This window comes from Pseudomonas migulae, from assembly GCF_024169315.1.
GTDB lineage: Bacteria > Pseudomonadota > Gammaproteobacteria > Pseudomonadales > Pseudomonadaceae > Aquipseudomonas > Aquipseudomonas migulae_B.
The window spans coordinates 2,024,228-2,036,959 of record NZ_JALJWR010000001.1; the positions used below are offsets into that span (position 1 = coordinate 2,024,228).

Consider the following 12,732-nt stretch of genomic DNA (forward strand, 5'->3'; position numbering starts at 1 on the left):
GTGAGTAAGTTCTAATAACCCAGTGTTCGGTCGGCGCAATTCAATAGCGGTTCATCGGCGTTCAAACGGCGAAAGTTCTCCGCGACTTGTTCGGCAATGCAATCGTGGGAAGCGGCCGAGGCCATGTGTGGCGTGATCGTCACGCCGGGCATGGTCCAGAGGCGATGATTGACGGGGAGCGGTTCCTGTTCGAACACATCCAGCAAGGCACCGCGCAGTTTTCCTGTGTTCAAGGCTTGTTCGAGGTCATCGATATTGAGGTGTCCGCCGCGACCACAATTAACCAGCGCGGCGCCATTGGCCAGATGTTCGAACGTTGCATGACCGAGGATGCCGCGAGTCTCGCTGGTCAGTGGAAGCAAGTTGATCAACAGCTCCACACCATCTAGAAAAGGGATCAGTTGTTCGGCTCCGGCGAAGATCTTGACGTCCTTAAGATCCTTGCTGCGACGGGCCCAGCCTCGAACGTCATAGCCGGCGGCAGCCAGATCCTGAGCGATGGCGCTGCCCAACGACCCCAGCCCCATCACCCCGACCTTGAACTGCCCGGCCGCCCGTTGCAGCGGCCGTTCCCAGCGCTGATCCTGTTGCTGCAACAGCACTTGATCGAAGCCACGGTGATAGTGAATCACCGCCCAGCGCACGTACTCGGTCATGCCTTGGCGGTGGCCGGGATCGACCACCCTGCACACCGGCAGATCCGGGCATGACGGGTCGTGTTCGAGGTGATCGATACCCGCCGCCACCGAGTGGATGACCTGCAGGTTCGGCAACGCGGCCAGGCTGCCCGGCAAAGGAAACCAGCAAGCGGCGATCTGCGCGTTTTTGGCCAGCGGATCATCCGCCAGCACGGTGGTGAGCTGCGGCGCGCTGCGGGCAAACGCCGCCTGCAATTGCTTGAGCAGCAAAGTGTCGCGGGACAGTAAAACGACGGTGTTCATGACAGGTAAGACTCACGCTGGGATTCGATCAGGGTCAATGCGGCCTCCCAGGCCAGGTCGATGATGTTGTCCTGTTCATCGCGGTCGAACTGTTCGGCGGTGTGTGCACAGACATCCGGGGACGGATAATGCAACTCGCAACCACCGGCCAGCGCGGCGACCTGCGCCTGACAGGCACGCTCAAGAAAGTGAATTTCCTGAAACGCCTGAGCCACGCCCGACCCACCGACCAGCAAGCCGTGGTTACGCAGGATCATCGCCCGGTGCGGCCCGAGGTCGTCGATCAAACGCCCGCGCTCATCCAGCGACAGCGCGATGCCTTCATAAGTGTGATACGCCAACTTGCCGTAGAACTTCAGCGCGTGCTGACTGATCGGCAGCAAGCCTTGCTTCTGCGCGGCAACAGCCATGCCGGCGGCGGTGTGGGTGTGAATCACGCAGTTGAGATCCGGGCGCGCCATGTGGATCGCCGAATGAATGACGAAGCCGGCGGCGTTGACCCGATGACCTTCGTAGGCCGGATCGACGATGCGCCCGTCCTGATCGATGCGCACCAGGTCCGAGGCGCGCATGCGGTCGAAAATCACCCCGTAGCGGTTGATCAGAAAGTGATGCTCAGGCCCCGGAATCCGCAGGGTGATATGGGTGTCGATCAAGTCGGTCATGCGAAAGTGCGCGACCAGCCGATACAGCGCAGCCAGTTCGCAACGAGCCTTCCATTCAACCGGGCCGATGTGTTCAGGTTTACTCACGAATACACCTCTTTAGCAGCGTGGGTGACGACCGGGTTGGCGCGCAGGCGGGCCAGCCCGCAAACACCGATCAAGGACAGGGCCGAAAGCAAGGTGAAGAACACCGCCAGCGGCAACCATTGTCCGGAAAACTTGCTCGCCAGCAGCGTGCCGATCAGCGGCGTGGTGCCGCCGGCCAGTGCGCAACTCAACTGGTAAGCGATAGAAATGCCCGAGTAGCGCAGATGCACCGGGAACGCCTGGGTCATGTAACCGGCAATCACCGCGTACAGTGCCGACAGAATCACCACCGCCAAGGCGATGCCGAGGGTCATCAACAGAATGTTTTGCGTACCCACCAGCAGAAACATCGGGTACGGCGTGACCATGCACAGCAGCGCGACGAGTTTGAGAAAGCGCCCCTCGCCGATGCGCTCGGCGAGCAGCGCGGAGAGCGGTTGCGAAAGCAACTGAATGACAGTCACCAGAAACAGGCAATCGAGAATCGTCGAGCGCGCGATGCCCTGGTATTGGGTGACGTAGGTGATCATAAACGTGTTGGTGAAGAAGAACCCGGCGGAGCCAATGGTCACCGCCGCCGCAGCGAACAGGATCTGTCGCCAGCAGGTGCGGATCACCTCTTTCACCGGGTATTGGGCGGTTTCGTTGTTGTCTCGGGCCTTGGCGAATTCTGGCGACTCGTGCACGCCGGAACGGATCATCAGGCCGACCATCATCAGCACTCCGCTGGCGAGAAACGGCAGACGCCAACCCCAGGACAGGAAGTCCTCCGGTTCAAGAGAGGTCACCAGGCGAAAGGCGATCAAGGCCAGCAACAAACCCGCTGGACTGCCGAGTTGGGCAAACGAGGCGTAGAACGTTTTGCGCTTGGCCGGCGCGTGTTCGCTGGCCATCAACACCGCCCCGCCCCACTCGCCACCCACCGAAATGCCCTGGATCAGGCGCAATACGATGAGACCGATCGGTGCCCAGATGCCGACACTGGCGTAGCTGGGCAGCAGGCCGATGCCGGCGGTCGCCACGCCCATTAGCGCCATGGTCACCAGCAGCATTTTCTTGCGGCCGAGGCGATCGCCCAAGTGACCGAACACCATGCCGGCCATGGGGCGAGCGATGAAGCCAACAGCGAAACTGCCGAAGGCTGCCAGGGTGCTCATCACCGGGTCGCTGCTGGGAAAGAACACTTGCCCAAGCACCAGCGCCGCCGCGGTGGCGTAAATGTAAAAGTCGTAGAACTCGATGGTCGTGCCAATGAAGGCGGCGGCCGCGGCTCGTCGCGGTTGTGCGGTGGTGTGCATGCAAGGACCCTGTGTATTTATAGTTTTGGGCAGGTACTGAAGGCTGTTTACGGTTGCACTCTGTGGCGCTTGTGGGCTTTATCGCTTCCGTGCCAGGATTAGTCAATTTTCAAATTCTTATCTTTACTATAAGCACTGCTACTACTTGGAATGGTCATGACCTCCACTAACCCTTGGGTGGGCCGACGTTTTCTCAACGACCGCCTCGACTGGAACCTGTTGCGCACCTACCTGGTGATCGGCCAGGAAGGCAGCATGAGCCGCGCTGCAGCGCGGCTGCACATCACGCAGTCGGCGGTCAGCCAGGCGCTTAAACGGCTGGAAGAACAACTGGAATGTGTGTTGATTGCCCGCAGCGGGCGACGGTTCGATCTGACGGAAACCGGGGAAGAAGTCCTGCGCATTGCGGCGGATATCTACGGCGATATTTCGCGATTGGGCACGGTAGTGGAGAGTCGCCACGATGACGTGGTGGGCAAGATTCGCATCCTCACCGTCAGCGGCGTGCAGGCACGGCACTACGATGACTTCCTCGCCGACTTCCATGAAACCCACCCGAAAATCGAGCTGGAAGTCGAGGTGATGGGCAGCTCGAACATTATCAGTTCGTTACTGCAAAAGACCGCGACCATTGGCGTCGGATTATGTCGTTTACCGCAGCCGAGGCTGGAGCAGCGGGTACTGTTTCGCGAGCGCTATGCGTACTTTTGTGGCCAGCGTCATCGACTTTTCGGACAAGAAAACCTGACGCTGGAACAGCTCGCGGCGGAGAACTTCGTCAGCTTCACCAGCGACCAGCTCGGCGGCAACCTTTCGCCGCTGACACTGTTCCGCGACGAGCAAGGCTTTACCGGCAAGATCGTTGCCTCATCGACGAGTTTCGAAGAGATTTACCGCTTGATTTGCGCAGGCTACGGGATCGGCTGCCTGCCGACGCATCTGGTGCGAAGGGATGTCGAGCAAGGTTTGCTCTGGCGTTTGCCACCGGAAGACGGGGTCGTGGATTTCGATATCCAGCTGTTGTGGAATCGCGAGCAGAAGATGAGTCAGGCCGAAACCGTGTTCCTCGAAAGCTTCCAGCACATGCTCAGCATTCGTGAGCCTGTGCTGTGAAGCCTTGATCGGTTAAACGTGAGGATCGCCCGGCGTTTTACTCGGCGTGGCGTATTGCGGCTTCAGATGACCGTCCTGATCGAGTAGCCAGGCGTCCATGATCTGCCGCACCACAGGGCCGGCGACGCGACCACCGGCCTCGCCGTTTTCGATCATCACCGAGATCACGATCTTCGGATGCTCGGCCGGAGCGAAACCGACAAACAAGGCGTTGTCGCGGTTACGCTCCAGGGTTTTCGCCCGGTTGTAGCGCTCGCCCTGTTTGATCGCGACCACTTGCGCCGTACCACTCTTGCCAGCGATCCGGTATTGCGCACCCTGCGCCGCCGCTCGGGCAATCCCGCGTGCGTCGTGCATCACCATTTGCATGCCGTGGTTGACCTGCTCCCAGTCGCGCGGGTCCTTCAACAGGATGTTGGGCATCGGATGCTCGTCCACCGGCGCCACGCCGTCCACGGTCTTGGCCAGGTGCGGCCGGTTCCACACACCTTTGTTGGCGATCAACGCAGTCGCTTGCGCCAGCTGCAGCGGCGTGACCTGCATATAACCCTGGCCGATGCCGAGGATCACGGTCTCTCCGGGGAACCATGCCTGGCGACGTGTGGCACGCTTCCAGGCCTGGGACGGCATCAGGCCGGCAGACTCTTCGAACATGTCCAGCGAGACCTTTTCACCGAGGCCGAACATCGCCATGTAGTCGTGCAGGCGATCAATGCCCAGCTTGTGCGCCAGATCGTAGAAGTAAGTGTCGTTGGAGCGCATGATCGCCGCGTCCATGTCCACCCAGCCATCGCCGCTGTGGTTCCAGTTACGGTATTTGTGATCAAAGTCGGGAAGCTGGTAGTAACCGGGATCGAAGACGCGGGTCTGTGGGGTCACGACCCCCGCATCCAGGCCGGCAATCGCCACTTCAGGCTTGATGGTCGAGCCTGGCGCATACAGGCCGCGCAGCACGCGGTTAAACAGCGGCCGGTCAATGGAGTCATGCAGTGCCGCATACTCCTTGAAGCTGATTCCGGTCACGAACAGGTTCGGGTCGAAGCTTGGCTTGCTGACCATGGCCAGCACTTCGCCGGTCGATGGATCGAGAGCGACCACTGAACCACGACGATCACCCAAGGCTTCTTCAGCGGCTTCCTGAAGTTTGACGTCGAGGCTAAGGACGATGTTTTTGCCGGGGATCGGGTCCGTGTGTTTGAGCACGCGCAGCACTCGGCCCTGAGCATTGGTTTCGACTTCTTCGTAACCGACCTGGCCGTGCAACTCTGACTCGTAGAACTTTTCAATCCCGGTCTTGCCGATGGATTGGGTGCCACGGTACTCGACCGTATCCAAGGCTTTGGATTCTTTCTCGTTGATGCGACCGACGTAGCCGATTGAATGCGCGAAGTGCGCGCCCATCGGGTAGTGACGAACGAATTGCGGCTCGACATCGATCCCGGGCAGGCGGAATTCGTTGACGGCAAGTACGGCGATTTGCTCTTCACTGAGTTCATAGAACAGGGTGACGGGCACGAATGGATGGCGTGCCTGCTTCATCGCCTTGTCGAACAGCGTCCGGTCTTCAGCGGGCAGGTGCAGGAGATTGACCACCTCGTCCAGCTCTTCTTTGACGTCGGAAGCGCGTTCGCGGGTGATGGTCAAATTGAAGCTGGGGCGATTATCGGCGAGGACCACGCCGTTGCGGTCGTAAATCAATCCGCGCGTGGGGGTAATCGGCAATACGTGGACGCGATTGTTTTCGGAGATGGTCGAGTGATAGTCAAACTCGACCACTTGCAGCACGTACATGCGCACCACCAGTGCGCAGGTGATCGAGACGACGAGCAAGGCGCAGGCCATCAATCTTTTGTTGACCAGACGCGTCTCTTTTTCGTGATCTTTGATCGGTATGGGTTCGGGCATTTCTGTAGCGGCTCTTTGACAAAAATGGAACGCCGATCCTTAGGCTTGAAATCAGTCCGTTAAAAAACGAGCTGCACCATACCAAAATCCGTGCGATCGCTTTAGTGCCATTTCCTCTAATGGTTGTCCTTGAGGGCCAAAACGACAGTTGGTTTTTGGTGTGAACTCGTGCGTTTTGCTCAAGATTGATATTCCCATTCGTGCATTTTTCTTGCCGACAGGTCTGTGGATACTGAGTGCATGTCATTCCATTTTGTTGTCTGGGAGTCTATTCATGCATTCACGATTTAAACGATTACTGGGCCCCAACGGGTTTTCGATTGGCCTGGAGCTGCCGCTGGATAATGATTGGTCCAGCGATGGCCAGCGGCGGCGGATTGCTGAGGAACGGCCTTTCGGTGTTCCAGATTTGAAGCAACATGCGGCGATGGCGCGTCTGGCCGACAAGGCTGGTTTCCGCGCGCTGTGGGTTCGCGATGTACCGGTTTACGATCCGAATTTCGGCGATGCCGCACAGGTGTTCGAAACCTTTTCCTACCTTGGGTATCTCGCCGGGATCACCGACAACATCATGTTGGGTACGGCCGCGGTCGTATTGCCGTTGCGTCAACCCTGGCTCACCCTGAAGGCGGCCAACAGCATTGATGAATTGAGTGACGGACGTTTACTGCTCGGCGTAGCCAGCGGCGACCGACCGATGGAGTATCCGTTGTTTGGTGTGGATTACGATCAGCGCGCAGAGATCTTCCGCGATACGGTGGAGTTGCTGCAGGACCAAGGTGCCGGCCGTTTGCCTGAAGGTGCGCAATTGCTTCCGCAGCGGGACCAGGCAGTGCCATTGTTGGTGGCAGGTCTTGGTCAGCAGTCACCTGCCTGGATTGGCGAACATATGGATGGCTGGCTCGCCTACCCCGGCACACCGGATGAACATCATCGTCGGGTGGGGCTGTGGAGGGAAGTCGGTGGGGATAAGCCTTACATCAGCTTCGTCCACCTGGATCTGGCGGCCAATCCTCATGCTCCTATGCGACGTGTACGTTTCGGCGGTATTTGCGGGCGATTGGCGTTGATTGATGAGCTTCAGGCATTGCGTGAGGCCGGTGTGCAGCATGTTGGCCTGCATGTGCGTCGTAGCGAACGGCCGGTGGCCGACGTGATTGAAGAGATTGCTGAATACGTCCTGCCAAAGTTTCACTGACCTTGTCAGTGAGTTCCGGGACAGCCGATGAGGCTGTCCATTTTTTTCACCACTTTCCTGCGGGCAAAACAAAACCCCAACTGCTTTCGCAATTGGGGTTTCGGAATTTAATCTTGACGATGACCTACTCTCACATGGGGAAACCCCACACTACCATCGGCGATGCATCGTTTCACTGCTGAGTTCGGGATGGGATCAGGTGGTTCCAACGCTCTATGGTCGTCAAGAAATTCGGTAGCCGGCTCGTTTTCTCTTGCGAGATCACGCTCCAGCGAATGGGTATGCGATAGTTTGTGTGTTTGTATCCGAACTTTCGGTTCGTTTCGTCTTCACACACCGCAATCTGGCCTCTCTCGAGTTCACAGATTGCTTGGGTGTTATATGGTCAAGCCTCACGGGCAATTAGTATTGGTTAGCTCAACGCCTCACAGCGCTTACACACCCAACCTATCAACGTCGTAGTCTTCGACGGCCCTTCAGGGGACTCAAGGTCCCAGTGAGATCTCATCTTGAGGCTAGTTTCCCGCTTAGATGCTTTCAGCGGTTATCTATTCCGAACATAGCTACCCGGCAATGCCACTGGCGTGACAACCGGAACACCAGAGGTTCGTCCACTCCGGTCCTCTCGTACTAGGAGCAGCCCCTCTCAAATCTCAAACGTCCACGGCAGATAGGGACCGAACTGTCTCACGACGTTCTAAACCCAGCTCGCGTACCACTTTAAATGGCGAACAGCCATACCCTTGGGACCGGCTTCAGCCCCAGGATGTGATGAGCCGACATCGAGGTGCCAAACACCGCCGTCGATATGAACTCTTGGGCGGTATCAGCCTGTTATCCCCGGAGTACCTTTTATCCGTTGAGCGATGGCCCTTCCATACAGAACCACCGGATCACTAAGACCTACTTTCGTACCTGCTCGACGTGTCTGTCTCGCAGTCAAGCGCGCTTTTGCCTTTATACTCTACGACCGATTTCCGACCGGTCTGAGCGCACCTTCGTACTCCTCCGTTACTCTTTAGGAGGAGACCGCCCCAGTCAAACTACCCACCATACACTGTCCTCGATCCGGATAACGGACCTGAGTTAGAACCTCAAAGTTGCCAGGGTGGTATTTCAAGGTTGGCTCCACGCGAACTGGCGTCCACGCTTCAAAGCCTCCCACCTATCCTACACAAGCAAATTCAAAGTCCAGTGCAAAGCTATAGTAAAGGTTCACGGGGTCTTTCCGTCTAGCCGCGGATACACTGCATCTTCACAGCGATTTCAATTTCACTGAGTCTCGGGTGGAGACAGCGCCGCCATCGTTACGCCATTCGTGCAGGTCGGAACTTACCCGACAAGGAATTTCGCTACCTTAGGACCGTTATAGTTACGGCCGCCGTTTACCGGGGCTTCGATCAAGAGCTTCGCGTTAGCTAACCCCATCAATTAACCTTCCGGCACCGGGCAGGCGTCACACCCTATACGTCCACTTTCGTGTTTGCAGAGTGCTGTGTTTTTAATAAACAGTCGCAGCGGCCTGGTATCTTCGACCGGCATGGGCTTACGCAGTAAATGCTTCACCCTCACCGGCGCACCTTCTCCCGAAGTTACGGTGCCATTTTGCCTAGTTCCTTCACCCGAGTTCTCTCAAGCGCCTTGGTATTCTCTACCCAACCACCTGTGTCGGTTTGGGGTACGGTTCCTGGTTACCTGAAGCTTAGAAGCTTTTCTTGGAAGCATGGCATCAACCACTTCGTCATCTAAAAGATAACTCGTCATCAGCTCTCGGCCTTAGAATCCCGGATTTACCTAAGATTCCAGCCTACCACCTTAAACTTGGACAACCAACGCCAAGCTGGCCTAGCCTTCTCCGTCCCTCCATCGCAATAACCAGAAGTACAGGAATATTAACCTGTTTTCCATCGACTACGCTTTTCAGCCTCGCCTTAGGGACCGACTAACCCTGCGTCGATTAACGTTGCGCAGGAAACCTTGGTCTTTCGGCGTGGGTGTTTTTCACACCCATTGTCGTTACTCATGTCAGCATTCGCACTTCTGATACCTCCAGCAAGCTTCTCAACTCACCTTCACAGGCTTACAGAACGCTCCTCTACCGCATCACCTAAGTGATACCCGTAGCTTCGGTGTATGGTTTGAGCCCCGTTACATCTTCCGCGCAGGCCGACTCGACTAGTGAGCTATTACGCTTTCTTTAAAGGGTGGCTGCTTCTAAGCCAACCTCCTAGCTGTCTAAGCCTTCCCACATCGTTTCCCACTTAACCATAACTTTGGGACCTTAGCTGACGGTCTGGGTTGTTTCCCTTTTCACGACGGACGTTAGCACCCGCCGTGTGTCTCCCATGCTCGGCACTTGTAGGTATTCGGAGTTTGCATCGGTTTGGTAAGTCGGGATGACCCCCTAGCCGAAACAGTGCTCTACCCCCTACAGTGATACATGAGGCGCTACCTAAATAGCTTTCGAGGAGAACCAGCTATCTCCGAGCTTGATTAGCCTTTCACTCCGATCCACAGGTCATCCGCTAACTTTTCAACGGTAGTCGGTTCGGTCCTCCAGTTAGTGTTACCCAACCTTCAACCTGCCCATGGATAGATCGCCCGGTTTCGGGTCTATTCCCAGCGACTAGACGCCCTATTAAGACTCGCTTTCGCTACGCCTCCCCTATTCGGTTAAGCTCGCCACTGAAAATAAGTCGCTGACCCATTATACAAAAGGTACGCAGTCACCCAACAAAGTGGGCTCCCACTGCTTGTACGCATACGGTTTCAGGATCTATTTCACTCCCCTCTCCGGGGTTCTTTTCGCCTTTCCCTCACGGTACTAGTTCACTATCGGTCAGTCAGTAGTATTTAGCCTTGGAGGATGGTCCCCCCATATTCAGACAAAGTTTCTCGTGCTCCGTCCTACTCGATTTCATGACTAAGAGATTTTCGCGTACAGGGCTATCACCCACTATGGCCGCACTTTCCAGAGCGTTCCGCTAATCTCAAAGCCACTTAAGGGCTAGTCCCCGTTCGCTCGCCACTACTAAGGGAATCTCGGTTGATTTCTTTTCCTCAGGGTACTTAGATGTTTCAGTTCCCCTGGTTCGCTTCTTAAGCCTATGTATTCAGCTTAAGATACCTAACTTATGTTAGGTGGGTTCCCCCATTCAGACATCTCCGGATCAAAGTCTGTTTGCCGACTCCCCGAAGCTTTTCGCAGGCTACCACGTCTTTCATCGCCTCTGACTGCCAAGGCATCCACCGTATGCGCTTCTTCACTTGACCATATAACCCCAAGCAATCTGGTTATACTGTGAAGACGACATTCGCCGAAAATTCGCGATTAAACTCACAAATTTTACCTTAGCCTGATCCGTTACCAGTGAAAGTAACGTTCAGTCTATCTTTCTATCACATACCCAAATTTTTAAAGAACGATCTAGCCAAAGACTAGAAATCAACATTCACCATCATCACGATGGAATGCTCATTTCTAAGCTTTCAACAAACAGAAGCAGTAGTGGTGGAGCCAAACGGGATCGAACCGTTGACCTCCTGCGTGCAAGGCAGGCGCTCTCCCAGCTGAGCTATGGCCCCGTATTGCTACAGGATCCCACACAAAAATTGGTGGGTCTGGGCAGATTCGAACTGCCGACCTCACCCTTATCAGGGGTGCGCTCTAACCAACTGAGCTACAGACCCAATTTCGGGCTGCTTCTTATCGTCTTCTTCAATGAATCAAGCAATTCGTGTGGGAACTTATGGAGCAGCTGATGTCGTCGATTAAGGAGGTGATCCAGCCGCAGGTTCCCCTACGGCTACCTTGTTACGACTTCACCCCAGTCATGAATCACACCGTGGTAACCGTCCTCCCGAAGGTTAGACTAGCTACTTCTGGTGCAACCCACTCCCATGGTGTGACGGGCGGTGTGTACAAGGCCCGGGAACGTATTCACCGCGACATTCTGATTCGCGATTACTAGCGATTCCGACTTCACGCAGTCGAGTTGCAGACTGCGATCCGGACTACGATCGGTTTTGTGGGATTAGCTCCACCTCGCGGCTTGGCAACCCTCTGTACCGACCATTGTAGCACGTGTGTAGCCCAGGCCGTAAGGGCCATGATGACTTGACGTCATCCCCACCTTCCTCCGGTTTGTCACCGGCAGTCTCCTTAGAGTGCCCACCATTACGTGCTGGTAACTAAGGACAAGGGTTGCGCTCGTTACGGGACTTAACCCAACATCTCACGACACGAGCTGACGACAGCCATGCAGCACCTGTCTCAATGTTCCCGAAGGCACCAATCCATCTCTGGAAAGTTCATTGGATGTCAAGGCCTGGTAAGGTTCTTCGCGTTGCTTCGAATTAAACCACATGCTCCACCGCTTGTGCGGGCCCCCGTCAATTCATTTGAGTTTTAACCTTGCGGCCGTACTCCCCAGGCGGTCAACTTAATGCGTTAGCTGCGCCACTAAGAGCTCAAGGCTCCCAACGGCTAGTTGACATCGTTTACGGCGTGGACTACCAGGGTATCTAATCCTGTTTGCTCCCCACGCTTTCGCACCTCAGTGTCAGTATCAGTCCAGGTGGTCGCCTTCGCCACTGGTGTTCCTTCCTATATCTACGCATTTCACCGCTACACAGGAAATTCCACCACCCTCTACCATACTCTAGCTTGTCAGTTTTGAATGCAGTTCCCAGGTTGAGCCCGGGGATTTCACATCCAACTTAACAAACCACCTACGCGCGCTTTACGCCCAGTAATTCCGATTAACGCTTGCACCCTCTGTATTACCGCGGCTGCTGGCACAGAGTTAGCCGGTGCTTATTCTGTCGGTAACGTCAAGACACCAACGTATTAGGTTAATGCCCTTCCTCCCAACTTAAAGTGCTTTACAATCCGAAGACCTTCTTCACACACGCGGCATGGCTGGATCAGGCTTTCGCCCATTGTCCAATATTCCCCACTGCTGCCTCCCGTAGGAGTCTGGACCGTGTCTCAGTTCCAGTGTGACTGATCATCCTCTCAGACCAGTTACGGATCGTCGCCTTGGTGAGCCATTACCTCACCAACTAGCTAATCCGACCTAGGCTCATCTGATAGCGCAAGGCCCGAAGGTCCCCTGCTTTCTCCCGTAGGACGTATGCGGTATTAGCGTCCGTTTCCGAGCGTTATCCCCCACTACCAGGCAGATTCCTAGGCATTACTCACCCGTCCGCCGCTCTCAAGAGAAGCAAGCTCCTCTCTACCGCTCGACTTGCATGTGTTAGGCCTGCCGCCAGCGTTCAATCTGAGCCATGATCAAACTCTTCAGTTCAAACATCTTTGGGTTTTTAAGAAACCCTAAACTTGGCTCAGCAATCGTTGGTTACATCTTTGATTTCTCGCGGAGTAACTTGCGATGCTGATAATCTTGTTGACTATCAGTCTGACTCCACAAGCACCCACACGAATTGCTTGATTCAGTTGTTAAAGAGCGGTTGGTTAAGATCTTTCGTCTCAACCGAGGCGCGCATTCTACAGCGTCCCCTGT

General features: G+C 55.7%; 6 protein-coding genes, 2 tRNA genes and 3 rRNA genes. 2 read left to right on the top strand and 9 right to left on the bottom strand.

All coding sequences use genetic code 11. The features are described from left to right. Nucleotides 1-11 precede the first annotated feature (11 nt). Genes J2Y86_RS09265 through J2Y86_RS09275 form a run of 3 tightly spaced genes read right to left on the bottom strand, consistent with a single transcriptional unit; the run spans nucleotide 12 to nucleotide 2,991 of the window. Entirely contained in the window at nucleotides 12-941 is a 930-nt protein-coding gene (locus J2Y86_RS09265) for a 2-hydroxyacid dehydrogenase (protein ID WP_253430065.1), read from the bottom strand. Beyond that, nucleotides 938-1,693, bottom strand: coding sequence for a class II aldolase/adducin family protein (locus tag J2Y86_RS09270; RefSeq protein ID WP_253430068.1), 756 nt, complete (start codon nucleotides 1,691-1,693; stop codon nucleotides 938-940). Before J2Y86_RS09270 ends, J2Y86_RS09265 begins: the two co-directional genes overlap by 4 nt. After that, on the bottom strand, nucleotides 1,690-2,991 hold the full coding sequence (locus tag J2Y86_RS09275; RefSeq protein WP_253430071.1) for an MFS transporter: 1,302 nt from the start codon (nucleotides 2,989-2,991) through the stop codon (nucleotides 1,690-1,692). The genes J2Y86_RS09270 and J2Y86_RS09275 overlap by 4 nt, the downstream gene beginning before the upstream one ends. A gap of 156 nt (nucleotides 2,992-3,147) precedes the next feature. On the opposite strand from J2Y86_RS09275, the gene J2Y86_RS09280 reads away from it, so the two are divergent. Further along, nucleotides 3,148-4,104: a LysR family transcriptional regulator gene (locus tag J2Y86_RS09280; RefSeq protein ID WP_084321076.1), complete on the top strand. Its 957-nt coding sequence runs from the start codon at nucleotides 3,148-3,150 to the stop codon at nucleotides 4,102-4,104. A 12-nt stretch (nucleotides 4,105-4,116) separates the two neighbouring features. On the opposite strand, the gene mrdA is transcribed toward J2Y86_RS09280, so the two are convergent. Next, nucleotides 4,117-6,009, bottom strand: coding sequence for a penicillin-binding protein 2 (gene mrdA / locus J2Y86_RS09285; protein ID WP_253430074.1), 1,893 nt, complete (start codon nucleotides 6,007-6,009; stop codon nucleotides 4,117-4,119). Nucleotides 6,010-6,283: 274 nt separating this feature from the next. Between mrdA and J2Y86_RS09290 the strand changes: the two genes are divergently transcribed. Further along, nucleotides 6,284-7,207: a TIGR03571 family LLM class oxidoreductase gene (locus J2Y86_RS09290; protein WP_301308885.1), complete on the top strand. Its 924-nt coding sequence runs from the start codon at nucleotides 6,284-6,286 to the stop codon at nucleotides 7,205-7,207. Nucleotides 7,208-7,318: 111 nt separating this feature from the next. On the opposite strand, the gene rrf is transcribed toward J2Y86_RS09290, so the two are convergent. The 5 genes from rrf to J2Y86_RS09315 form a co-directional block, all read right to left on the bottom strand. Next, nucleotides 7,319-7,434: ribosomal RNA gene (gene rrf, locus J2Y86_RS09295) — 5S ribosomal RNA — on the bottom strand. 154 nt (nucleotides 7,435-7,588) lie between these two features. After that, nucleotides 7,589-10,480: ribosomal RNA gene (locus tag J2Y86_RS09300) — 23S ribosomal RNA — on the bottom strand. Nucleotides 10,481-10,716: 236 nt separating this feature from the next. After that, nucleotides 10,717-10,792: transfer RNA gene (locus J2Y86_RS09305), tRNA-Ala, on the bottom strand. Between the two features lie 28 nt (nucleotides 10,793-10,820). Beyond that, nucleotides 10,821-10,897 (bottom strand) — tRNA-Ile (locus J2Y86_RS09310). An 82-nt stretch (nucleotides 10,898-10,979) separates the two neighbouring features. Beyond that, nucleotides 10,980-12,516 (bottom strand): 16S ribosomal RNA (locus tag J2Y86_RS09315). Together the 16S, 23S and 5S rRNA genes with 2 tRNA genes alongside form the textbook arrangement of a ribosomal RNA operon. Nucleotides 12,517-12,732 lie beyond the last annotated feature (216 nt).

Excerpts from the sequence above, each read along its gene's own strand:
- J2Y86_RS09265 (WP_253430065.1), bottom strand. The coding sequence starts at position 941 with ATGAACACCGTCGTTTTACTGTCCCGCGACACTTTGCTGCTCAAGCAA.
- J2Y86_RS09275 (WP_253430071.1), bottom strand. The coding sequence starts at position 2,991 with ATGCACACCACCGCACAACCGCGACGAGCCGCGGCCGCCGCCTTCATT.
- J2Y86_RS09280 (WP_084321076.1), top strand. The coding sequence starts at position 3,148 with ATGACCTCCACTAACCCTTGGGTGGGCCGACGTTTTCTCAACGACCGC.
- mrdA (WP_253430074.1), bottom strand. The coding sequence starts at position 6,009 with ATGCCCGAACCCATACCGATCAAAGATCACGAAAAAGAGACGCGTCTG.
- J2Y86_RS09290 (WP_301308885.1), top strand. The coding sequence starts at position 6,284 with ATGCATTCACGATTTAAACGATTACTGGGCCCCAACGGGTTTTCGATT.